Below are 21955 nucleotides of genomic sequence, written 5' to 3'. Positions count from 1 at the left end.
TTCAATGGGTTCGACGCGCCGATCCTGATGGCGCCCCGCGAACAGGGAGCAAGGACATGATCACGGTCCATCACCTCAACAATTCGCGTTCGCAGCGCGTCTTGTGGATGCTTGAGGAACTCGAACTGCCTTACCAGGTCCGCCGCTACGCGCGCGATGCAAGGACCATGCTGGCCCCGCGCGAACTGCGCCAGGCCCACCCCCTGGGCAAGTCGCCCATCATCAAGCACGATGGCTACACACTGATCGAGAGCGCGGCGATCTGCGAGTACCTCGTCGAACTCGCCAATGGGCGCCTGGGCGCGCCTGCAGAGCTCGTCGGGAAACTGCGCTACCGCCAGTTCCTCCACTACGCGGAAGGCTCGCTCATGCCGCCGCTGCTGCTCAAGCTGGTGCTCGGGCGCATTCCCCTCATCGGATCGCGCGCCGCGCGCAAGATCGATCCGATGATCCGCATCCATCTCGAGTTCGTCGAGGCCGAGCTTGCCGATCGCCCCTGGTTCGCGGGCGATACGATCAGCGCCGCCGATATCATGATGAGCTTTCCGCTCGAAGCCGCGCGCGCCCGCGCCGGGCTCAACGCCCGAGCGCATCCACGCACGTGCGAATGGCTGGACACCCTGCACGCACGCCCCGCCTACCAGCGCGCACTGGTGGCCGGCGGTCCCTACGACTACGCCTGATCAGCGATCGAGGCGCTTCTGGAGGAAATAGCGCCGCTGGCCGAGGGGGTGGTCCTCGATCTGCCCGCAGACCGAAAAGCCCAGCTTTTCATAGAAGCCCCGCGCCTGGAATTCGAACGTGTCGAGCCAGATGCCGATGCACCCTTGCTCGCGCGCGATGACCTCGGCCCGCGCCATGAGCGCGGTGCCCAGGTCCTGCCCGCGCACGTCCTCGGGCACGCAAAGCAGTTCGACGAAGAGCCAGTCGTAGGAGCACTTGCCCCATAGACCGCCACGGTGGTTACCCTCCTCGTCGGTGAGCAGCACCGCGACCGGCCGCAGCCGGGGATCGCCGCCGCGCGCCAGGTTGTAGGCGCGCAAGGGGGCGAGAACGGCTTCGCGTTCCGCCTCGCCGGGTGTGTCAGGCACCGTCAGTTCGATCGCCATGGCCCGTCCTTCCCTTGCGCGCCGTCCATCAGTCCTGCGCGATCGGCAGCCAGACCGCGCTTGCCGCGTCACCGCCGCGCTGCACCGTCTCGGTCGCCTTCACGTAGTCCTCGGGCTTGGCCTTCATGATCGAAGGCACCCACTTCTGCGGGTTGCGGTCGTAAAGCGGGAACAGGCTCGACTGGACCTGCACCATGATCTTGTGCCCGGGCAGGAAGACATGGTCGACATTGGGGAGCGACCACTTGAAGTTGTAGCTCTTGCCCGGCTCGAGCGGCGCGGGCGTCGCGAAACCATGCACGTAGCGGCCGCGGAAGATCTCGATCCCCATCGGCAGCTCGTAGCCGGCAAGCGCAGGCTTTTCCGAGTATTCCTCGGGGTAGACGTCGATCAGCTTGACCACGAAGTCGCTGTCCTCGCCGCTGGTGAAGGCGTGGAGATCGACCTTGGGCGCGCCCTTGATGTGGACCGGCTTGTCGAGCACGCCGGTCTCGTAGCTGAGCACGTCGGTGCGGCTGTCGGCGAAGCGCTGGTCCTGCACCAGCCAGGTCTTCCACTCGTCGCCACTCATCTCGATCGGGCGCGGCAGCATCGGTACGGGCTTGGCCGGATCGGAGACGTAGCTGTCCTCGCCCGCCTCCGGCTTGCTCCACGAAAGCGCCGAATTGCCAGCGAGGTAAAGCGGCGTATAGGCGCCGTCAGGCCACTTTTGCGAGACTTCCCATTTGTCGGCGCCCGAGGTGTAGGTGATCACGGGCGGGGTCTTGCAGGCGGCCGGATGGCTCTTGAGGTGGCAGTCGAGGAACGGCAGCTCATAGTCCTCGCGGAACTGCTTGGCGGTGTCGCCCGCGAAGTCGATCGCGCCCAGCGAACGCCCCACGTAGTTGACGCCCGAATGGCGCCAGGGACCGATCGCCAGGCTGACCATGTCGTTGCCGGTATCCTTGGGCTCGAGCGCCTGGTAAACCGCCGGCGCGCCGTAGCTGTCCTCCTGGTCCCACTCGCCTACGACAAGCAGCATCGGCACCGTCAACGGACGCTTGGCAAGCTGCTTGTCGACCGCCTGGTACTGCCACCAGTCGTCGTAGGCGGGGTGCTCGAGCACCTTGCGGACCGCCGGAATGTCGAGCAGGCCGTACTTCTCAGCGTAATCGTAGGCCGAACCTTCCTTGAGGTAGGCCGCGTAGTCCTCGCCGGTGCCGCGCGGCACCGCGCCGCCGCCCTTGCCCGCCGTCTGGCCCAGGTCATAGTCATAGCCGAAGGTGCGGAAGGCGCCGTTGTGGAACCAGTCGTCACCGATCCAGCCGTCGACCATCGGGCTCTGCGGGATCGTTGCCTGAAGCGCGGGGTGCGGATCGACCGTGCCCATCAGCGCGGTGAAGCCCTCATAGGACGAGCCGATCATGCCGACCTTGCCGTTGCTCTCCTTCACGTTCTTCACCAGCCAGTCGATGGTGTCGTACGTGTCGGTGGCATGGTCGGTCTTGGTCTTGTTGAAGGCGCCGCGCAGCGGGCGGTTCATGACATAGTCGCCCTCGGAACCGTGCTGCCCGCGAATGTCCTGGAACACGCGGATGTAGCCGTTGTCGACGAAGAGCTGGTCGGAATAGCGCACGACCTCGTCGATGTCCTGGCTGCGGTTGCGGCTGGTCGAGCCTTCCGCGTCGTAGGGCGTGCGGGTGAGCAGCATCGGCGCATCGCTCAAACCCTTGCGGAAGATGATGATGGTGTGCAGCTTCACCCCGTCGCGCATCGGGATGTCGACCACGCGGCGCACGAAGTTGGCCTGCGGGCGCACCCAGTCGTATTCCTTGACCTTCTCGTTGGCCATCGTGTCGAGCGGCGCGCCGCTGGGCGCGGCCGAGACCGAAAGAGCAGGCAGGACGAGAGCGAAAGTGGCCACCCCAAGCGCGGCCGTGCGACGGATATGATGTATCATGGCGCACGGGATGGACCGAGCCTCGCGTGCGGTCAAGCGGCTGCGCGGAATTACCATGGGAATGGAGCGGCTTGGTCACGACGAATTACCCCCCAAACGTATCCGCCGTTCGTCCGCAGCGCGCCCGAGCACGAACCGGCTAGCGCGGGAGGGGCGCGTGGGACGATGTAGCGTGGTATATGTAGGTCTTTAGCGAGGCGACGCCATCAGCAACTATTGTCGCGAGGCTTGGAACACGCTCGTCGATCAGCGATGGCACATTGTGACTATTGCGCTGCGCAAAAGGGCGCGTCAGCATTTTCACAATTTTTCGAGATGGCTGGCAAATGGCAAGGTGCGCGCGGTGTTCGCGCGCACCTTGCGCTCGATTTAGTGCTCAGTAGGCGCAAGGCCGGTGTTGAGTGCCCATCCTACATTGTCGTTCTCGTCGGCGATTTCCCACCACAGACCATTCTTGTTGCCGGTGGGGTAGACGATCGCGCCCGCCGGAAGCGTACGGATGATCTTGCCGGTGCCGGTGGCGGTCACGCGCATAATGACGGGGCGCTGGGCCGTGAAGGTGCGTGTCGGTGTGGCTTCGGCGGTACCTTCCGAACCCGGTGTGACGAGGCCGAGGTCTTCGACCATCTTCGAATAGGCCTGGATGAACGACAGGGTGACGATGCGACCGATGTCGGTGTTGTCATAGCCGCCGCCCACGGCCGCGGCAGCACCCGCGCCAAAGAACCCGCCGCCACCGGCGGCAAAGCTCAGGTTGTTCTTGACCGCATAGCCTTCCTGCGTCGCGATGGTTTCGGTGGTGCGCACGTTGGTGAGCGACAAGACCGTGTTGGCTTCCAGCTTCTTGCTACGCATGCCGCCCAGCAAGCCACCGACACCGCCACCGATCAGTCCGCCGACCGCACCGCCGACACCGCTGCCACTGACATTGGCGTTTGCGCCTTGGACTTCTGCGACAAGAACGTAGTCGGCCGCCTTGATTTGTCCTTGACCGACGTTCGAGCCGCGCTGCATCCCCAGATGATTGCCGACCTGACGTTCACGTTCGGCGGCCTGCAAGCCGCTGCCGCGATCGACCAGATTGAAGCAACCCGAGCGCTGCACCAATACTTTGAGCAGCTTTTGCGGCGGGGCCAGCGAATACTGGGTCCAGCCCCGCGGGTCATCGCCGTCTACGATCGAGAGAGTACCAAGCTTGCGCGTGCAATGCGGCACGTCCGTGACGGCCTGCTCCTGCATGCGTTGCCCGCCACTTGCTCGCGCGTCGGACTTCGCCTGCACCGGACTGCCGGTGACGACCAGCGCGAGCACTACGGCGGTCGCCGTCGAAGACTTCAACATCGAGATTTCCCCTATTGCCAATCGGCGGCGCACCACCGGTTCCCACGGGAGGTATCGCATGGAGGCGTGACTTGCCAATATTTAACGTCAATGCAGAGCAATGATGGCAGCCCTGTGGCTTCATTCAGGAACCGACGGTCCGGGGTTTTTTTCGCGAAGAATGATTCCCGTCGAATACTTCTCAACATCACCCAAACTGCTCAGCCATCTCGCAAATGCCAGAACGGGCGGGAAAGCTGTTGCCTTCCCGCCCGTTCTTTGATTTCGAACCGCTCTTCCAAAAAGCGCTCAGGCCGCCTGGCTGTGGCGCTCGTTGGCTTCGAGGTTGAGCAGGTCGGCCATCTCGAAGGCCAGCTCGATCGACTGCGCACCGTTGAGGCGCGGGTCGCAGTGGGTGTGGTAGCGATCGCCGAGGCGCTCGTCGGTGATCGCGATCGCGCCACCGGTGCACTCGGTCACGTCCTGCCCGGTCATCTCGATGTGGATGCCGCCCGCGTGCGTGCCTTCCGCGCGGTGCACCGCGAAGAAGCCGCGCACTTCGGAGAGAATCCGCTCGAACGGACGCGTCTTGATGCCCGAATCGGTCTTGATCACGTTGCCGTGCATCGGGTCGCACGACCACACCACCGGGTGACCCTCGGCCTTCACCGCACGCACCAGCTTGGGCAGGCCTGCCTCGACCTTGTCGTGGCCGAAGCGGCTGATCAGGGTCATGCGGCCCGGCTCGCGGTTGGGGTTCAGGGTATCGAGCATCTTGATGAGTGCGTCGGGCTCGAGGCTCGGCCCGCACTTCATGCCGATCGGGTTCTCTACGCCGCGCAGGAACTCGACGTGCGCCGAGCCCTCGAAGCGGGTGCGATCGCCGATCCACAGCATGTGGGCCGAACAGTCGTACCAGCCACCCGTCAGCGAATCGCGGCGGGTAAGCGCCTGCTCGTAAGGCAGCAGGAGCGCTTCATGGCTGGTGTAGAAGCTCGTTCCCTGGAGCTGCGGCACGGTCGAGGGATCGACGCCGCAAGCCGCCATGAAGTCGAGCGCTTCGCCGATGCGGTCCGCCATTTGCGCGAACTTCTCGCCCCAGGGGCTGCGGTTGATGTGCTCCATCGTCCACTGGTGGACCTGGCTGAGATTCGCATAGCCGCCGGTCGCAAAGGCGCGCAGCAGATTGAGCGTCGAGGCCGACTGGCCGTAGGCCTGCAGCATCCGCTCGGGATCGTTGCGGCGCGCTTCGGCGGTCGGCTCGATGCCGTTGATGATGTCGCCGAAGTAGCTGGGCATCTCGACACCGCCGACCATCTCGGTGGGGGCCGAGCGCGGTTTGGCGAACTGGCCCGCCATGCGGCCCAGCTTCACCACCGGCTGCTTGCTGGCGAAAGTGAGGATCACCGCCATCTGCAGCAGGACGCGGAAGGTGTCGCGAATGTTGTTGGGGTGGAACTCGGCGAAGCTTTCGGCGCAGTCCCCGCCCTGAAGCAGAAAACCGCGACCGGCCGCCACTTCGGCGAGGTCCTTCTTGAGTTCGCGCGCCTCGCCGGCAAAGACCAGCGGCGGAAACTTTGCCAGGGTCGCCTCGACCGCGTTCAGCTTCGTTTCGTCACCATATACCGGAAGGTGGCGCGCTTCCTGCGCCTTCCAACCATCCGGGGTCCAATTGCTAGCCACGTCATTAACTCCTGAAAATCGGCCCTCTCCCAGAGCCCCTGCGGACGGGAGACGGACTTCCCCCATCTGCAGATGAGGGGCGCCCCATAGCCGCTGCCCGCAATTTTTGCAAAGACGCTTTGCCCGATCAGGGTAATCGGTTGCGCCGAATGCCTTTTCGAGAGGCACGACCGGCAACCCCGAAGAGGCTGCCGGTCACGCGCTCACTTGGACCCGGCGCTCGGGCCCTTGTCCTCGGGCAGCACTTCGAGGCGCCACGAATTGCCCTGCCCCAGATACTTGGCCGCGAGCGCCTGCATGCGTTCGGGGCTCGTCTGGGTATAGTCGAGCAGCACCGTGCGCACCGTGCCAAAGCGCGAGGGATCGAGGCTCGCGCCCTCAAGCTGGTTCATGAAGAACGCGGTGCTCGAGGCCGCGCGCGTCACCTGCTGGCGCAGCGGCTCGACCACGAGTTGGAGCTCGTCCGCGGTCGGCGGATTGGCGATGAGGTCCTGCGCGATTTCCTCGGCGGTCTGGTAGAACACGTCGACGGACTTGGGATCGACTTGCGCCACTGCGGTGATCGCACCGCCCGCCTGGAGATCGACCGGCCAAGTCGAATAGACATAGGGCGAATAGGCGACGCCCAGCTTCTCGCGCACCGCGTTCATCAACCGGTTGGTGAAGATCTGCGTCAGGATCTCGAGCTGGCGCGATTCGCGAATGCCCATCGCGCCGCCGCCCGTGGGCCACGAAATCACCGCCGCCGCCTGGTCGGGATCGCCATGGTGGTGGAGCACCACCGGCGCCTTCGAGGGCTGCGACACCGCGATCGGCGGCGCCTTGCCGGTCGACAGCGCGTTCTCGCGAGTCTTGAGCGCGCCGAAAGTCTTCTCCAGCGCGGCGATGGCGGCGGCCTTGTCGAAGTCGCCGTAGATCTGCACTTCGACCGGCCCTTCGGAGAGCGCCTTGGACCACACGCGCTTGAAGCCGTCGAGGGTGGTCTTGTCGATCTGCTCGGGCGTCGGGGTGGAATAGCGCGGGTCCTTGCCGTGCTGGTAGTACGGCAGGTCCCGGCTCAGCACGCCCTGCGGCGAGGTGGCGAAAGTATCGTACTGGATCTTCGCGGCGGCCTTGGCGCGGCGGAACGGGTTCTCGTCCCAACGCGGCAGGTCGAGCTTGGCGGCGAAGAGGTAGAGCTGGTCTTCCAGGTCCTGCGGACGGGTCTCGGCCTTCAGCTCGAAGGCCGCGTCGTCGACCGAGAAATCGAAGCCCATCTTGCGGCCCGTCGAGATCGCGTCGAGGTCGTCAAGACCCAGCGTCGCGAGACCCGAACCGACGAGCGCGTACTGGCCGAGCGCAAGGTAGGCCGCATCGGCCGGCTCGATCGAACGCGTACCGCCGCCGAAGCGGACCTTGGCGACCACGCGGCCAGGTTCCTCGGCGACCGGCCAGAGCAGCGCCTTGACGCCGTTGGCGAAGGTCAACTCCTCGATGTCGAGCAGGCCGGTGGGCTGGTCCGTGACCGGCGCGTGCGGCGTGCCGATCGCGGGCAGGGTCTTGAACGAGACCGGTTTGGCGTTGGCGGCGAGGCGCGCGCTGGCGTCGGGCTTGACCGGATCGATCAGCGCCTGGCGCAGCTGCGCATCGGTCACCTTGCCCGCCTCGGGGGTGGTGAACAGCGCGCGGGTCACCGTGCCCGAGAACAGCTTGCGGGTGTGCTCGAGCACCTTTTCGGGCGTGAACAGAGGCTTCGATTCGCGGAAGATGCGCAGAACGTCGTCGGGCGAGGCAACCGTTTCGCGGATGTCGAGCGCGTTGACGAGATCGTCGGCGAGCTGCGCGCCGGGCAGGATCCGCTGCTGCTCGACCGGCACCTGGAAGGCGACGTCGAGCTCGGCCACTTCGCGGTCGATCTCCGCCTGCGTGGGGGGACGGTTCATCGCATCGGCGATCACCCCGCGCACGTCCTTGAGCGCCTTGTCCCAATCCTCGCCGAGCGGCGTCACCGAAACGAACGTGACGTCGGCGCTGCGCGAGACCTTGTCCTCGTTGACCGAGGCCGAGAGATAGCTGCCCCCGGCCCGCGCGCGGGTCTCGAGGCGGCGGTTGATGATCGCTTGCGCGATCTGGTCGGTCATGATGCCCTGGTTGTAGGGGATATTGTCTACGACCTGGCGCCAGGGACGCAGCGTCGCGACCAGCAGCGAGGGCGGCAGGTCGGGCTCGACGAGCACCCTGGTCTCGCCCACGGGCGCCAGCTCGCGGTTGCTGCCGGTATTCCCGGTGGGCGCGACGGGATCGCCGAAGCTGGGCACGGGAGCAAGCTTGCCTTGCGCCTGCCAGCTCCCGAACCACTTGCGCACGTAGCTTTCGAGCATCGCGGGATCGGCGTCGCCCGCGACGATCACGGTCACGTTGTCGGGGCGATACCACCGGTGGTAGAAGGCGCGCACCGAGTTCTGGGTCGCCGCGTTGAGCGACTGCGCGGTGCCGATCGGCTCGCGTTCGGCCAGCGGCTGGCCCTTGTAGAAGGTCGCCTGCATCGCCTGCTGGACGCGCTTGGCGGCCCCACCCCGCTCACGCATTTCGGCAAGGACGATCGGCCGATCCTGCTTGAGATCCGCGCTCGAGAGCGTGGGCGCGGTGACCATGCCCGACATCAGCTTGAAGGTCTCGTCGAGCGACGCGGGCGTCGCGTCCGGGAGATCGAGCTTGAACACCGTCTGCGTGGTCGAGGTCACCGCATTAGTGTCGGTACCGAAAGTCGCGCCGAGACGCTGGAACATGGCGATCGCCTGCCCCGAGGGAATGTACTTGGATTCGCGGAACAGCATGTGCTCGAGCAAATGCGCGTAGCCGCGTTCGCCGTCGGTCTCGTTGAGCGAGCCCGCATCCACCCGCACGCGGATCGAGACCTGCCCCGGCGGCACACCGTTGCGCCGCACCGCGTAGCGCAGCCCGTTCGACATTTCGCCAAAGTGCCACTGCTTGTCATGGGGGATGTCGCTGCCACGATAGAGCCAGGGGTCCTGCTCGTCGGTCTGGAGGACCGGCGCGGCCGGGGTCGGGGACGGCGTCGCCGAAGACTTGGCGTCCTCCTGGGCGATCACGGGCGAAACGGGAAGCTGCGCAAGAAGGACAAGGCAGGCTAGCGAGCTGGCGGCGCGCGAAATAGTCGTCATTGCGCAGGCTATAGGCCGGGGACGGATTAAGGGCCAGTGAATAGAGCACGATCGGGCGATGCCGCGATGGCGATGCGAAGCTCTTAGCTGCCACCAAGCCCCCGCAATCCTTTGCCATCCGCAGCCCGGGCAATCCGCCACATGCGGGTGACGTCTGTATCGCACATGTAACAAAAAGCAGGTTTCCTCGCGGATGCCTTGATTAACCGCAGCAAAGGCCTAAATCGCGTGGGTCATGTTTATCGAAACCGAAACGACTCCAAATCCCGCGACGCTCAAGTTCTTGCCCGGCCGGGAAGTCATGCCCGCCGGTACGCGGGAATTTACCTCACCCGAAGACGCCACCGTCTCGCCGCTCGCCGAAGCGCTGTTTGACCTGGGCGACGTGGTGGGCGTGTTCTTCGGCCAGTCGTTCATTTCGGTGACGGCCGCACCCGGAGCCGAATGGTCCGGGCTCAAGCCGCAGGTCGTCTCGATCCTGCTCGACCACTTCGTCTCGCAGGCGCCGCTCTTTGCCGGAACGAACGGCAACGGTATCGCCGTTCCGCCCGAAGACGAGGATGTCGACTATGGCGAGGACCCCGCCGACGCGGACATCGTCGCCCAGATCAGAGACCTGATCGAGACCCGCGTGCGCCCGGCCGTCGCCAACGACGGTGGCGACATCGTCTACCGGGGCTTCCGCGAGGGCGTGGTCTACCTCTCGATGCAGGGCGCCTGCTCGGGCTGCCCATCATCGACCGCCACGCTCAAGCACGGCATCGAAAGCCTGCTCAAGCACTATGTACCCGAAGTAAGCGAAGTGCGCGCCGCCTGAAGCGGACGCTTTCGCCCACCTCCACCTGACGCCAGCAGACGATCGCCTCGCCCATGCCTGACACTTCGAGAACCGATGCCCTCCAGCGCACCCTGGTTATCGACAGTGCCACAGCGGCGTGTTCGGTCGCGCTCTTCGAAGGCACCACGCTGATCGAGGGTACGTTCCGAGTGCTCGGACGCGGACACGCCGAAGCACTCGTGCCGATGATCGCCGCCCTGCCCGAACGCGGCAAAGCCGATCGCATCGCCGTCGCGCTCGGCCCCGGCAGTTTCACCGGGGTGCGCGTGGGCCTGGCCGCCGCGCGCGCGCTGGCCCTGGCCTGGCATGTGCCCGTATTCGGTTACCCGACGCTCGCACTCGTCGCCGCGATGGACCGCGCGGCCTTCGGAGACGCGCCCGTCGACGTCGCCATGACCGGCGGGCACGGGGAATGGTTCGTCGAGAGCTTCGATGCGCAAGGGCGCTCTGCACAGCCCCTTGCCTCGCTGAAGCCCGAGCAGGCCGCGGACCAGCTGACGCTGGCCCGCGTCGCCGGCAGCGAGGCCGAAGCGCTCGTCGCCAGACGCGGCCACGGCAGCGCCCATTGCCTTCAACCCGACGCCCGCGCCTTCGCCCACTTACCCGACTTCAGCCTGACACAGAGCACGAGTCCCCTCTATGGCCGCGCGCCGGATGCCCGCTTGCCGGGCTCCCCCGCGCTTTGATAAGTCTCGCGACCTCACATCCCCAAGATCACCTCCGAGCACCATGACCGAAGACCTCGACAAGTTGATGGAAGTCATGAGCGCGGCTTTCGACCCGAACTTCGGCGAAGCCTGGACCCGACGCCAAGTCGAGGACGCGCTCTTATTTGGACACACGTACTACAACCTCGTCGCGGCAGATGGTTCCTGGCCCGATCTGGAAACTCCGGCGGTCGGCTTCACGCTCTCGCGCCTCGGCTTCGGAGAAGAAGAACTTCTGCTGCTTGGAGTATCGCCGGAATATCGGCACAAGGGGCTGGCTCGAAATCTTCTAATGAAACTTAGCGATTCCGCTAATAAACGCGGAGCGATGCGCCTACTTCTAGAAATGCGTAAGGGTAATTCCGCAGAAAAACTCTACAGAGCTTTCGGGTTTTACCAAATAGGGGAAAGACCCGAATACTACCGCTTCAAGAACGGCGAACGAGTGAACGCCCTCACTTTTGCCTATGACATCAAAATTTAAATTTCGTAAATTCAAACACTCAAAGAGCGAAACGGCGCACAATTTCAAAACAACTTAGGTTGGTACTTGAAATGGGCGATGAATTCAGCCATTGGAAGTATCGGCATACCACATTGTGGACGCCACCCCCCAAATGCCTCAAGGTCGCAATAGAGGAAAACATAATGGAAAATATTCAGCCCGACATGAGCGAGACGCTCATCACCCTCACCTCTGACATTGTCGCCGCACACGTCAGCAACAACAGCGTCTCGGTTGACGATCTGCCTTCGCTGATCAGCAATGTGTACGGTGCACTCTCGGGTCTTGGTGGCTCGAAGGTTGTCGAGGAAGAAAAGCCGGAGCCCGCCGTGTCGGTCCGCGCGTCGATCAAGCCCGACTACATCGTCTGCCTCGAGGACGGCAAGAAGCTCAAGATGCTCAAGCGCCACCTCATGACCCACTACAACATGACCCCGGAAGAATATCGCGCGCGCTGGAACCTGCCCGCCGACTACCCGATGGTCGCTCCCAACTACGCCGAAAAGCGCCGCGAACTGGCCAAGAAGATCGGCCTGGGCCGCAAGCCCAACGCACGCCGTGGCCGCAAGCCCAAGGCCGTGGCTGCCTGATCGGCGCCCATTGAGCAAAAGGGCACGGCCCGAACCCGCACGCCCCGTCCGGCCCGACCTTACCGGACATCAACCGTGCAAACGTTCGCCGTGCCCCTTTCCCCTTTCCCGATTCTTTTGGTATCGGGATGACACCGGCCCTCGTTGGCCGGTGTTTCCAATTGCACAAGACAGGTCAGACGTGTGAGCCAGCCCATCGACATTGAAGCCCTCTGCGCCGAACGTGGCCTGCGGATCACCGAACAGCGCCGTGTGATCGCCAAGGTTCTTTCCGAGAGCACCGACCACCCCGACGTGGAAAAACTCCACGAACGCGCTACCGCGATCGACCCAGGCATCTCGATCGCCACCGTCTACCGCACGGTACGTCTGTTCGAGGAAGCCGGCATTCTCGACCGCCACGACTTCGGTGACGGGCGCGCTCGCTACGAGGCCGCCCCCGAGGCCCACCACGACCACATGATCGACGTCGAGACCGGTGCGGTCATCGAATTCGTCGACCCCGAGCTCGAATCGCTTCAGAAGCAGATCGCCGAGAAGCTGGGATTCCGTCTTGTCGACCACCGGATGGAGCTGTTCGGGGTCAAGCTGGACCGTGAAGGCAACTAAGTCGACCGCCTCCTGCCTCTCGACTGCGCCCCCGCGCGGTCTTGCGTCCTGAAGGCATCGAACGTGGCTCTTCCCCCGGCGGCCGTCGTAGCAAGCCCTCCGCCGGGCCCCGGCGTGACGGGCTGGCTGCTTGTGATCGTGCGAATCATCCTCCTGCTGGTCACGCTCGTGGCCAGCCTGGTGGCCCATTACGCATTGGCGCCGTTTACCCGCCACAACCCGGTTCCCTGCACCTTCCTGCGCCTGGTCACCGTGATCGTGGGCGTGCGCCTGCGCAAGCAGGGCCGCCCGCCCACGCGTGGCGAGACCTGCATCCTTCTCTCCAACCACGTGAGTTGGCTGGATATTCCTGCTCTTGCCGGGGCCAGCCACTGCGCCTTCGTTGCCCACGACGGGCTCGCCGCGCTCGGCCCGATGCGCTGGCTGTGCGAATTGAACGACACCGTGTTCATCGCCCGCCACGACCGCACTTCGGTGGCTCGCCAGGTTGCAAAAGTGCGCGCGGCGATCACCGAGGCCGGCGCGCTCACGCTGTTCCCTGAAGGAACGACCGGCGACGGCCAGACGGTGATGCCGTTCAAGTCCTCGCTCCTGTCCGCGCTCGACGGAAACCTCGACGCCGTCCCGATTCGCCCCGTCTGGCTCGACTACGGACGCCATTCCGCCGAGATCGCCTGGCTGGGAGAAGAATCTGGACTTTCCAATGCATTGCGCATCCTCGGCCGCTGGCGCCGAATCCAGCTCACCGTGCATTTCCTCGACGCCTTGCCGCCCGAAAGCCTGGGCGATCGCAAGGTGATCGCCCGCGCGGCCCGCGAGACCATTCTGCGCGCGATGGATCGCTGCGCGAACGTGTGAGGTGCAACGAAAAAGGGCGCCGGCCCCAAGCCGACGCCCTTTTCAGGCCTACGCCTTGCAGCCGCTCCTTAACGTGTCGCGTTGTAGGCGACCTGGTCGTCGTTGAGCTGGAAACCGACCAGCACTTCGAACGTCGCGCGCGCGACCGCGGCCTTGACCGTAGGATCGGCCAGCGGATCGAGCGCGGCGTCCTGGTCGCCCGCGCGGCGCTTGCGGGTGATCCGCTCGCGCACTTCGGCCGGCAGCGTCGCCGCGGCGCGATCGACGTAAGCCGTGCCCGAGGCGGTTGCCTGGGCGCGATCCTGGCCATCGGCGAACTGCAGCGTGACCTGTCCGATTCGCTTGCTCACGACCGAGTTGCCGCCCTGCAGGACGCTCACAAAGTAGGGCAGCGTCACCGTGCGCGCGCCCTGCGTGTTGGAACGCTGGGCTTCGACGACGAAGTTCACCGCACTGGTCACCTTGTCGGTCCCCTGGGCCCGGTCATCGCACTGGGCACGCACGTTGGTCATCGAAGCGACGACGTCGATGTTGTCGGCCGTCTTGGCACCGCCAGGCCCGAACAGCGTGATGTCGCCGGTGTAATCGGGAATACCGACCGCCGGGCAGGTGCTGCGCACCGCGGTGATCCCGACACCGGAATTGACCACGATTTCCCCTTCCGACTTGCACCCGCCAAGAGCCGACACGGCGGCGGCGGAAAACAGGAAAGTTGCGGTCAGGCGGCGTGCATTCATCATGACATCCCTTGAGTGGCGTGCGCTTGCCCTAGCGATGCAAGCGGCAAAGCGCTAGAGGGCGCATTATGAACGCGCCCTTTCCATCCCCGGCGAAACCGCCGCTCCGTCTCATCATCGCCGCCCCGCGTGGGTTTTGCGCCGGCGTCGACCGCGCCATCGAGATCGTGGAGCGCGCGATCGAGAAGTACGGCCCGCCCGTCTACGTGCGCCACGAGATCGTTCACAACCGCTTCGTGGTCGATGGGTTGAAGGCCAAGGGGGCGATCTTCGTCGAGGAGCTCGACGAGGTGCCCGACGGTGTACCGGTGATCTTCTCGGCCCACGGCGTGCCCAAGTCGGTTCCTGCCGCGGCCACCGCACGCGGCCTCGAATGGCTCGACGCGACCTGCCCGCTGGTCTCCAAGGTGCACCGCCAGGCCGAACGCCAGATCGGCGAAGGGCGCCATATCCTGTTCATCGGCCACGCTGGCCATCCCGAAGTCATCGGCACTTTCGGCCAGGTGCCCGAAGGCGCGATGAGCCTCGTCGAGACGGTCGAGGACGTCGCCGCGCTCGACCTGCCCGCCGACGCCGACCTTGCCTACATGTCGCAGACCACGCTTTCGGTCGACGACACCGCCGCGATCATTGCCGCGATCCAGGCGCGTTACCCGCACGTCTCGGCTCCCAAGGCCGAGGACATCTGCTACGCGACCTCCAACCGTCAGGCGGCGGTCAAGAAGGTCGCACCCGAATGCCAGCTGATGTTCGTGATCGGCGCTCCCAACAGCTCGAACTCGCTGCGCCTCGCCGAAGTGGCGCAGCGCGCCGGCGTCTGTTCGCAGCTCATCCAGCGCGCCAGCGACATCGATCCCGCCTGGCTTGAGGGTGTCGACACGGTGGGACTGACGGCGGGCGCCTCGGCACCGGAATCGCTCGTCAACGAGGTCGTCGATCGCCTGAAGGACCTGCGCGAAGTCACTTCGGAGCAGATCGTGACCGCCACCGAGACGATCAGCTTCAAGCTGCCCAAGCAACTGATCGCGTAAGGGCACTAAAGATGGCGGTTTACACCCGGATCGGCGCGGAAGACATGGCCGCGATCGTCGACGCCTTTGACGTGGGCACCCTGATTTCGGCGAAAGGCATCGCCGAGGGCGTCTCGAACAGCAATTGGCTGGTCGAAGCGCAACGCGCAGGCGAGGAGCCGCGTCGCTTCATCCTGACGATGTACGAGGAACGTACCGAGGTGGAGGACCTGCCCTTCTTCCTCGATCTGCTCGACCATCTCTCGCTGGCCGGTTGCCCGGTACCGCGCACGATCCACGACCGGGCTGGCGCAAGTTACCGCACGCACCAGGGCAAGGCGCTGGCACTCATCGAGTTTCTGCCCGGCGTCTCGGTCAGCGAACCCACGCCCGAACAGGCCCGCTCGGTCGGCACGGCGCTTGCGCGCGTGCACCTCGCCGCTGCCAACTTCCCGGCAGAGCGCGCCAATTCGATGGGGCTGGAAACCTGGCAGCGCCTGCTTTCGGCCTGCGGCGAGGAAGGGCTGGCCCGCATCCACCCCGAATTGCCCGCGATCGTCGCACGCGAGCTTGGCGCGCTGCGCAGCGACTGGCCCGTCGGCTTGCCCCGCGGTGTCGTCCACGCCGATCTCTTCCCCGACAACGTGCTGATGCTGGGCAGCGAGGTGACCGGCCTGATCGACTTCTACTTCGCCTGCACCGACCTGCTCGCCTACGACGTGGCGGTGACTCACGCCGCCTGGTGCTTCAGCGACGATGGCACGCGCTTCGATCCGGCGATCTCGCAGGCATTGCTTGAAGGCTACGAGAGCGTGCGCCCCCTGTCGGGCGCGGAACGCGCCGCTCTGCCGCGGCTTGCACGCGCAGCCGCGATCCGCTTCCTGTCCACCCGCGCCTACGACTGGATGAACACTCCCGAGGACGCGCTGGTCACGCCCAAGGACCCGCTCGCCTTCGCCCGACGTCTCGAGTTCTACGCCGCCCCCGCCAACGCCAGCCTGTTCGGGGTGACCGCGTGAAGCAGATCGAGATCTTCACCGACGGCGCCTGCAAGGGCAACCCCGGCCCGGGCGGTTGGGGCGTGCTGCTGCGCATGGGGGAACACGAGAAGGAAATGGCGGGCTCCGAAGCCCAGACCACCAACAACCGCATGGAGATGACCGCGGTCATCAAGGCGCTCGAGGCGCTCAACCAACCTTGCGAGATCACGCTCTACACCGACAGCAAGTATGTCATCGACGGGATCACCAAGTGGGTCTTCGGTTGGCAGAAGAAGGGGTGGGTCAATGCCTCGCGCCAGCCCGTCGCAAACGCCGACCTGTGGCGCGAGATGCTCGCCGCCGCCAAGCCCCACAAGGTGACCTGGCAGTGGGTGCGCGGCCACAACGGGCACGCGGAAAACGAACGCGTGGACCAGCTTGCCAGCGACGCGGCCAAGGCGATCGCCTGAGCGGGCGGCGTGCAGTTGCGCGCGCTGATTCTTGATTGATAAAAACGCAACTTCGACCTGAGTCGCCCTGCCTATGGGCAAGCGACCCCGAGCGATTGCGCCCGCTGAAACGTGCGGCTCGCGCTCTTCGACATCACTCCAGCCGATTTCCATGGACTTCCATAGAAAAGGGCGCCCCTCCGCATGCCCCGCAATGCGGCAGACGCGAAGGATTATGCTGCATTTGCGAAAATGCAGGACTGAGTTGCACAATACGCACCCAGACCCGGCTTCTGGCATCCCGTTTTTCGCACCATAATTGGGGTCATGGTGAAGCTGATCTCCAATCACGTGCAAAGCGAATTGCGCGAACTTGCCCGTCCGGGGCCGCGCATGGCCGACGAAGTGGCCTGCGTGCTCTCGGTCATGCTTGCAATCGTCTTCGCCCAGCTCGCCGATGCGCGCATGGTCAACTGGGCTGCGGTCTCAGCGCTGATCCTGCTCAAGAGCGACACGCTCGAGACGCTGCTGCGCGGCGTGATGCGCATGGCCGGCACGCTGGTGGGCGGCGCGCTTGCCCTTGTGGTGGCGCCGCTTGCCGTCCACTCGCTTGCGCTGGCGGTCGCGAGCGCCGGGCTTGTCGGTGCGCTCGGCCTCTATGGCATGCTGACCGGGCGGCGCGCCTATGCCTGGTTCCTGTTCGGACTGACCTTCGAGATCGTCCTGCTCGACAAGATGGCCAACCCCTCGCTCGCCATTCTCGAGCTGGCGCGCACCCGCGTGGTCGAAGTCGGCGCGGGCACGCTCGCCTGCGTCATCGTGAGCCTGGGCGCGGCTCTCATCTCGGGCAAGGACTGGCTTGCCAACCGCAAGCCGCGCCCCGATCGCATGCGCTGGAACCCCACGGCCGCACGCCACGCGGCGCAGGCCGGTCTCGCGCTCGCCGCGCTGCCGCTCATTTACCACTTCGTCAAGATCCCCGAACTGACCCAGGCCGCAATCACCATCATGGCGGTGATGATCGTGCCGGTCGCAGGACTTGGCCGCAGCGGCCTCGTCCCCGTCAGCCGACGCCTGCTTCACCGCGCGATCGGCTGTGTCGCCGGTGGCCTCCTCGCGGTGGCGGTCCTGCTGCTGGCACACGGCAATCCCGCGATCGTCATTGCGGGCACCGCCTTCGGGCTGTTCCTCGGGCGCCACCTCGAGACCGGCGGTTCGGCCACGCAATACGTCGGCCTCCAGTTCTCGATCGCGGTCATCACCGCGCTCGTGCCCGACAGCTACAGCCAGATCGAACCCGGAATTGCGCTCGAGCGCCTGCTCGGCATCGGCGTGGGCATGGTCCTGCTCGAGCCCGTGCTGCTCGCCTGGCACTTCATCGCCAAGCAATTGCATGCCCGTGAGAGCACCGCGAGCCAAGCTGCCGAAGCGACGCGCGTCGCCGCCTGAGGCGGATCAGCTGAAGCGCAGCGGACTGTAGGGCTGCGGGTCGACCGCGCCGGCCGGCTCGCCCAGCAGAAGACGCGCAGCAAGGTCCGCGCCCGCAGGCGCCGTCTGGATGCCGAATCCGCCCTGTCCGGCGCACCAGAAAAACCCCTCCACGTCCGCATCGAAGCCGTAGACCGGAAGCCGATCGGGCGCGAACGAGCGCAAGCCGGCCCAGCGGTGCTCGACCCGCTCGATACGCCAGTCGACCACCTTCTGGAACCGATCGATCGCCAGCGCGATGTCCAGCTCCTCGGGCGCGGCGTCGCAAGGCTGGCTCGGCGTTTCGTCGTGCGGGCTGAGCCAGATGCGCCCGTTTTCCGGCTTGAAGTAGAACGTGCCCTCGACATCGAGAACGAGCGGAAGCGTGTCCGGCACGGCGTCGGCCATGACGAGCTGCGCGATCGTGCGCCGCAGCGGCGTGATGCCGAGCGGGCGCGCTCCGGCAAGGGTAGCGACCGTGTCGGCCCAGGCCCCGGCCGCGTTGACCAGCGTCGTGCAGGTGACGCACCGCCCGTCGGCAAGTTCGAGATGCCACAGCCCGCCCTCGCGCCGCGCCGTGCGCAGGCCCGCCCGGCACGCGACCTGCGCGCCCGACTGGCGCGCCGCCGAGAGGTAGTGCTGGTGCAGGCGCGCAACGTCGATGTCGCACGTCGTCGGCTCGAGCGCGCCGCAGGACCACGCCTCGCGCAAGCCCGGCACGCGTGCGGCGATCGCCTCGCGTCCGAGCAATTCCACCTCGACGTCCATCGCCCGGAAAGTCTCGGCAAAGGCGGTGACCGCACCGGCCTGCTCACGCCTGCCCAGCGTCAATCCGTGGCGCACCGCCAGGACGCCCAGCGCGTGGAGCTGCGGACCGGAGGCCGCGGTCAGCGGCTGCACGCCCGGCCCACCATAACTCTCCACCCAGAACGCGGCGGATCGGCCGGTCGCGTGGTAGCCGGGGGCATCCTCCGCCTCGAGCACGAGTACGCGCGCGCGATCGCCGACCGCGGCCGCAAGCGAGCCCCCGGCCATGCCGGCGCCCACCACGACGATATCGAAATTCTCGGACATAGGGGATCAGCCCCTAGCCGGGACGACCCGCTTCAGGAAAGCCCCGATTTCGGCAAGGGCATGTGCACGGATCGGATCGGATTCGCGCAGGATCTCATGTGCGCAGTTTTCCGCGTAGCCGATCAGCTCGCCATTGGGCAGGCGCGCGGCGGCCTGGCGGATCGCCGGCCACGACACCAGCCCGTCGTCGGGCGTTCCCAGCAGGAGCACGGGAATCGCAACCTTTTCAAGCACCGGGCGATGTTCGAGACGGCGGATCGAATCGAGCGCGGCGGCGACCCAGCCCCAGCTCGCCGGCCCCATCCTGAGGCCGGGGCGCTGCGCGTACCAGTCCTGCTCGTCGGCGTAGCGGTCCGCGTCGTGCGTGAGCAGGTTCTGCCGTGCCCGGCGCACCAGCTCGGGCCGCTCGCTTACCTTCCAGGCGCGCCGGCGGCGCAGGCCCAGCGCGCAGATGGCGCGCGCCGTGGCGCGCAGCACGGGGGTCGGGATCGAGGTCGGATGCAGTCCCAGCATCGGCGCCGAGAGGATCGCCGCATCGGGCACGACATGCCCCTCGGCAATCGCACGCAGCACGAGGTGCCCGCCCATCGAATGGCCAACCGCGACGTGAGGGCCCGGCGTGGACCGTACCCAGTCGCTCCACAAGGCGGTGTAGTCCGCGATCCAGGTCGCGAAATCGTCGATGTGGCCGGTCGTCGCATCGTCGCCCAGGCGACCGCTGATGCCCTGCCCGCGCCAATCGGCCGAAGTCACCGACCAGCCCGCGTCGGCCCAGTCGGATAGGGTCTCGAGCCATTTCTCGTAACAGTCCGCACGGCCCGGCATGAACAGGATCGAGCCCCGCTGGCCCCAGACATGCCCGCGTGCCGGAATATGGAGGCGCCGGATCGGGTGGCCGTCGCGCGCGATCCAATGGTCCTCGAGGGCGTCGGCCGGGATTGCCCGGCGCGGCGGGATGCGCGGTGCTGTCTCGAGCACGTCAATCATCTGGCTAATGGGAACCTCGAAGAACTGGATACTTTTTGGTAAGCGATGGCCGCTAGACCGGGCGTTCGTAAGGGGGACGGACCATGCCTGCCGGTTATTTTTCGTACGCATTGCTGACGGGCTTGGCAACTGCCCTGGTCATTGCCGCGTACACGGACATCAAGCGTAGAGAGATAGATAACACGCTTAACGCAGCCATTGCGCTGGCGGCACCGGTCTACTGGCTGAGCATGGGCCTGGGCTGGGAAGCGATCGGTTTTCAGCTCGGCCTCGCGCTCGTCACCTTCGCCATTGCCTGCGCCCTGTTCGTCGCGGGACAGATGGGCGGCGGCGATGTCAAACTTTTAACGGCGCTCGCGCTGTGGTTCACCCCGGCGAGCTTTCTCCAGCTCGTCGTGCTCATGGCGATACTCGGCGGAGCCGGTTCGGTGGCGATGGCGGCCCTCAACATGAAACGCGAGCCCGGCGAATCGCTGCGGGACGCGGCGGCCACGTTCGCCGCAATCGGTTGGGTCGGCCTCGCCGGAGCGGTTCTTTTCGCGCTTGCCACGGGCCGCCCACTGATTGACGGCGCCACCCTGCAATCGATTCGCGCAATACTTCCTCAAGGCTGGATCATGGGTCTCGTCGCGCTGGCCGTCCTCGCGGTCTTCATCCTCGGCTTTCTCCATATCGTACGCCGCCAGAAATCGCGGATTCCGGTACCTTACGGGGTTGCCATCGCCGTGGCGGGACTGTGGGTCCTGGGGCGCCACGCAGTGCAGGTTTCTCACATCGCGGGATAATCGCGGTTGACCCGATTTTAACCAATTTCTCCGAGAAGCGTTTGCAACGAGATCGGATTTTCAGGGGGCTTGAACAGCCATGGATAGAAAGAAGCTGCTGCTGCTGGTTATGGCGCTCGTCATCGCAGCGGGCACGGCATTTGCGGCACGCTCGATTTTTGCCGGAGCCTCGGCTCCCAAGGCCGAAGCCGTGGCGGTCGCCCCCAAGGGGCCCAAGGTCCTCGTGGCGCAGCGCGCGCTGCCCGTGGGCACGATCCTGACCGCCGACTCGATGTCGTTTCAGGACTGGCCCAAGGAACTGGTGAAGGACGTATACTTCATCGACGGCGAAGCCGACATGTCCAAGCTCCTGGGCACCGTGGTGCGCTTCCCGATCACTGCCGGCCAGCCGGTGACGCAAGGCTCGCTCGTCGCGCCGGGTGACCGCGGCTTCCTCGCCGCTGCGCTCGGGCCGGGCATGCGCGCCGTGACCATCTCGGTTTCGGCCAAGACCGGCGTGGGCGGCTTCATCTTCCCGGGCGACCGGGTCGACATGATGCTCACCCAGCAGGTCAAGGGCGAAGGCGAAGCGCTCAACACCACCGAGACGATCCTGCGCAATTTGCGCGTGCTCGCCACCGACCAGACCACCGACAACGAGGTGGACGACGGCAAGACCGTGGTGCGCGCCTTCCGCACCGTGACGCTCGAGGTCACCCCGCGCATCGCCGAAAAGATCTCGGTGGCCGAGGAAATCGGCGAGCTGAGCCTCTCGCTGCGCTCGATCGCCGACAACCAGGGCGATTTCGAAAGCATCCTCGCCAGCGGCGACATCAAGGTCCCCGAAGGCGCGACCAAGGAGCAGGAAGAGAAGCTCATGCGCCAGGCGATGACCCGGCCGATCGAAGGCAACACGACCTACGTGACCGGCGGCGACGTCTCGCGCTTCCAGCGCTCGACCCGCCCGCCCAGCAACGAGGGAGCCGCGGCTGCACCGATCATGACCGCCGCTCCTCAGGTGGCCGGCGCGCCCGCCGTCGCCCGCCCCGTCCGCCTCGGCCCCGTCGTGCGCGTCACCCGTGGCAAGGTCACCACCGAGGAAGCGGCTTCGGCCGCCGGGAAGTGACCATCATGACCTCGCTGCCGCTCCGCACCCAGACCCACC

General features: G+C 65.8%; 21 protein-coding genes. 13 read left to right on the top strand and 8 right to left on the bottom strand.

Going from position 1 to position 21955, the window contains the following annotated elements; all coding sequences use genetic code 11:
* Positions 1 to 56 precede the first annotated feature (56 nt).
* Positions 57 to 683, top strand: a complete 627-nt coding sequence (locus HT136_RS13995; protein ID WP_214200414.1) for a glutathione S-transferase family protein — start codon at positions 57 to 59, stop codon at positions 681 to 683.
* On the opposite strand, the gene HT136_RS13990 is transcribed toward HT136_RS13995, so the two are convergent.
* From HT136_RS13990 to HT136_RS13970, 5 genes are all read right to left on the bottom strand, one after another.
* Positions 684 to 1109 carry a GNAT family N-acetyltransferase gene (locus HT136_RS13990; protein ID WP_214200413.1) on the bottom strand — a complete coding sequence of 142 codons (426 nt, stop codon included), beginning with the start codon at positions 1107 to 1109 and terminating at the stop codon, positions 684 to 686.
* 28 nt (positions 1110 to 1137) lie between these two features.
* Entirely contained in the window at positions 1138 to 3048 is a 1911-nt protein-coding gene (locus tag HT136_RS13985; RefSeq protein ID WP_214200412.1) for a CocE/NonD family hydrolase, read from the bottom strand.
* 369 nt (positions 3049 to 3417) lie between these two features.
* A complete protein-coding gene (locus HT136_RS13980; protein ID WP_425516895.1) occupies positions 3418 to 4422 on the bottom strand; it encodes a CsgG/HfaB family protein in 1005 nt (334 codons plus the stop codon).
* Between the two features lie 255 nt (positions 4423 to 4677).
* Complete coding sequence (locus HT136_RS13975; protein ID WP_214200411.1) at positions 4678 to 6051, bottom strand: class II 3-deoxy-7-phosphoheptulonate synthase; 1374 nt, start codon at positions 6049 to 6051, stop codon at positions 4678 to 4680.
* 203 nt (positions 6052 to 6254) lie between these two features.
* Positions 6255 to 9215 (bottom strand): M16 family metallopeptidase, encoded by a 2961-nt coding sequence (locus HT136_RS13970; RefSeq protein WP_214200410.1) that lies wholly within the window; start codon positions 9213 to 9215, stop codon positions 6255 to 6257.
* Between the two features lie 235 nt (positions 9216 to 9450).
* Here HT136_RS13970 and HT136_RS13965 point away from each other — a divergent pair, with 235 nt between their 5' ends.
* The 6 genes from HT136_RS13965 to HT136_RS13940 all read left to right on the top strand — a co-directional run bounded on the left by HT136_RS13965 (position 9451) and on the right by HT136_RS13940 (position 13322).
* Positions 9451 to 10032 carry a NifU family protein gene (locus tag HT136_RS13965; RefSeq protein WP_214200409.1) on the top strand — a complete coding sequence of 194 codons (582 nt, stop codon included), beginning with the start codon at positions 9451 to 9453 and terminating at the stop codon, positions 10030 to 10032.
* Positions 10033 to 10085: 53 nt separating this feature from the next.
* Entirely contained in the window at positions 10086 to 10739 is a 654-nt protein-coding gene (tsaB, locus tag HT136_RS13960) for a tRNA (adenosine(37)-N6)-threonylcarbamoyltransferase complex dimerization subunit type 1 TsaB (RefSeq protein WP_214200408.1), read from the top strand.
* A 43-nt stretch (positions 10740 to 10782) separates the two neighbouring features.
* Positions 10783 to 11244, top strand: coding sequence for a GNAT family N-acetyltransferase (locus HT136_RS13955; protein ID WP_214200407.1), 462 nt, complete (start codon positions 10783 to 10785; stop codon positions 11242 to 11244).
* A gap of 164 nt (positions 11245 to 11408) precedes the next feature.
* Positions 11409 to 11855, top strand: a complete 447-nt coding sequence (locus HT136_RS13950) for a Ros/MucR family transcriptional regulator (protein ID WP_214200406.1) — start codon at positions 11409 to 11411, stop codon at positions 11853 to 11855.
* Between the two features lie 183 nt (positions 11856 to 12038).
* On the top strand, positions 12039 to 12464 hold the full coding sequence (locus tag HT136_RS13945; RefSeq protein ID WP_214200405.1) for a Fur family transcriptional regulator: 426 nt from the start codon (positions 12039 to 12041) through the stop codon (positions 12462 to 12464).
* Between the two features lie 63 nt (positions 12465 to 12527).
* Positions 12528 to 13322 carry a lysophospholipid acyltransferase family protein gene (locus HT136_RS13940; protein ID WP_214200404.1) on the top strand — a complete coding sequence of 265 codons (795 nt, stop codon included), beginning with the start codon at positions 12528 to 12530 and terminating at the stop codon, positions 13320 to 13322.
* A 68-nt stretch (positions 13323 to 13390) separates the two neighbouring features.
* Here the strand turns inward: HT136_RS13940 and HT136_RS13935 are convergent, their stop codons facing one another.
* Positions 13391 to 14059 (bottom strand): hypothetical protein, encoded by a 669-nt coding sequence (locus HT136_RS13935; protein ID WP_214200491.1) that lies wholly within the window; start codon positions 14057 to 14059, stop codon positions 13391 to 13393.
* A gap of 68 nt (positions 14060 to 14127) precedes the next feature.
* Between HT136_RS13935 and ispH the strand changes: the two genes are divergently transcribed.
* From ispH to HT136_RS13915, 4 genes are all read left to right on the top strand, one after another.
* Positions 14128 to 15090 (top strand): 4-hydroxy-3-methylbut-2-enyl diphosphate reductase, encoded by a 963-nt coding sequence (gene ispH, locus HT136_RS13930; protein ID WP_214200403.1) that lies wholly within the window; start codon positions 14128 to 14130, stop codon positions 15088 to 15090.
* An 11-nt stretch (positions 15091 to 15101) separates the two neighbouring features.
* Positions 15102 to 16088, top strand: a complete 987-nt coding sequence (gene thrB / locus HT136_RS13925; RefSeq protein WP_214200402.1) for a homoserine kinase — start codon at positions 15102 to 15104, stop codon at positions 16086 to 16088.
* Entirely contained in the window at positions 16085 to 16519 is a 435-nt protein-coding gene (gene rnhA / locus HT136_RS13920) for a ribonuclease HI (protein ID WP_214200401.1), read from the top strand. The genes thrB and rnhA overlap by 4 nt, the downstream gene beginning before the upstream one ends.
* A 306-nt stretch (positions 16520 to 16825) precedes the next feature.
* Positions 16826 to 17947, top strand: coding sequence for an FUSC family protein (locus HT136_RS13915; protein ID WP_246543702.1), 1122 nt, complete (start codon positions 16826 to 16828; stop codon positions 17945 to 17947).
* Between the two features lie 6 nt (positions 17948 to 17953).
* Here HT136_RS13915 and HT136_RS13910 read toward each other — a convergent pair whose 3' ends face one another.
* Entirely contained in the window at positions 17954 to 19039 is a 1086-nt protein-coding gene (locus tag HT136_RS13910; RefSeq protein ID WP_214200400.1) for an NAD(P)/FAD-dependent oxidoreductase, read from the bottom strand.
* 6 nt (positions 19040 to 19045) lie between these two features.
* Positions 19046 to 20026: an alpha/beta fold hydrolase gene (locus HT136_RS13905; RefSeq protein ID WP_214200399.1), complete on the bottom strand. Its 981-nt coding sequence runs from the start codon at positions 20024 to 20026 to the stop codon at positions 19046 to 19048.
* Between the two features lie 83 nt (positions 20027 to 20109).
* Between HT136_RS13905 and HT136_RS13900 the strand changes: the two genes are divergently transcribed.
* A complete protein-coding gene (locus tag HT136_RS13900) occupies positions 20110 to 20811 on the top strand; it encodes an A24 family peptidase (RefSeq protein WP_214200398.1) in 702 nt (233 codons plus the stop codon).
* 79 nt (positions 20812 to 20890) lie between these two features.
* A complete protein-coding gene (gene cpaB / locus HT136_RS13895; RefSeq protein WP_214200397.1) occupies positions 20891 to 21916 on the top strand; it encodes a Flp pilus assembly protein CpaB in 1026 nt (341 codons plus the stop codon).
* Positions 21917 to 21955: the final 39 nt, after the last annotated feature.

The sequence above is a fragment of the Novosphingobium profundi genome (assembly GCF_018491765.1).
GTDB lineage: Bacteria > Pseudomonadota > Alphaproteobacteria > Sphingomonadales > Sphingomonadaceae > Novosphingobium > Novosphingobium profundi.
This window is presented reverse-complemented; position numbering and strand designations above follow the sequence as displayed.

Coding starts and splice junctions, on each gene's coding strand:
- tsaB (WP_214200408.1), top strand. CDS start 10,086: ATGCCTGACACTTCGAGAACCGATGCCCTCCAGCGCACCCTGGTTATC.
- HT136_RS13985 (WP_214200412.1), bottom strand. CDS start 3,048: ATGATACATCATATCCGTCGCACGGCCGCGCTTGGGGTGGCCACTTTC.
- HT136_RS13915 (WP_246543702.1), top strand. CDS start 16,826: ATGGTGAAGCTGATCTCCAATCACGTGCAAAGCGAATTGCGCGAACTT.
- HT136_RS13965 (WP_214200409.1), top strand. CDS start 9,451: ATGTTTATCGAAACCGAAACGACTCCAAATCCCGCGACGCTCAAGTTC.
- HT136_RS13935 (WP_214200491.1), bottom strand. CDS start 14,059: ATGAATGCACGCCGCCTGACCGCAACTTTCCTGTTTTCCGCCGCCGCC.
- HT136_RS13990 (WP_214200413.1), bottom strand. CDS start 1,109: ATGGCGATCGAACTGACGGTGCCTGACACACCCGGCGAGGCGGAACGC.
- HT136_RS13905 (WP_214200399.1), bottom strand. CDS start 20,026: ATGATTGACGTGCTCGAGACAGCACCGCGCATCCCGCCGCGCCGGGCA.
- HT136_RS13970 (WP_214200410.1), bottom strand. CDS start 9,215: ATGACGACTATTTCGCGCGCCGCCAGCTCGCTAGCCTGCCTTGTCCTT.
- ispH (WP_214200403.1), top strand. CDS start 14,128: ATGAACGCGCCCTTTCCATCCCCGGCGAAACCGCCGCTCCGTCTCATC.
- HT136_RS13910 (WP_214200400.1), bottom strand. CDS start 19,039: ATGTCCGAGAATTTCGATATCGTCGTGGTGGGCGCCGGCATGGCCGGG.
- HT136_RS13950 (WP_214200406.1), top strand. CDS start 11,409: ATGGAAAATATTCAGCCCGACATGAGCGAGACGCTCATCACCCTCACC.
- HT136_RS13995 (WP_214200414.1), top strand. CDS start 57: ATGATCACGGTCCATCACCTCAACAATTCGCGTTCGCAGCGCGTCTTG.
- HT136_RS13955 (WP_214200407.1), top strand. CDS start 10,783: ATGACCGAAGACCTCGACAAGTTGATGGAAGTCATGAGCGCGGCTTTC.
- thrB (WP_214200402.1), top strand. CDS start 15,102: ATGGCGGTTTACACCCGGATCGGCGCGGAAGACATGGCCGCGATCGTC.
- HT136_RS13900 (WP_214200398.1), top strand. CDS start 20,110: ATGCCTGCCGGTTATTTTTCGTACGCATTGCTGACGGGCTTGGCAACT.
- cpaB (WP_214200397.1), top strand. CDS start 20,891: ATGGATAGAAAGAAGCTGCTGCTGCTGGTTATGGCGCTCGTCATCGCA.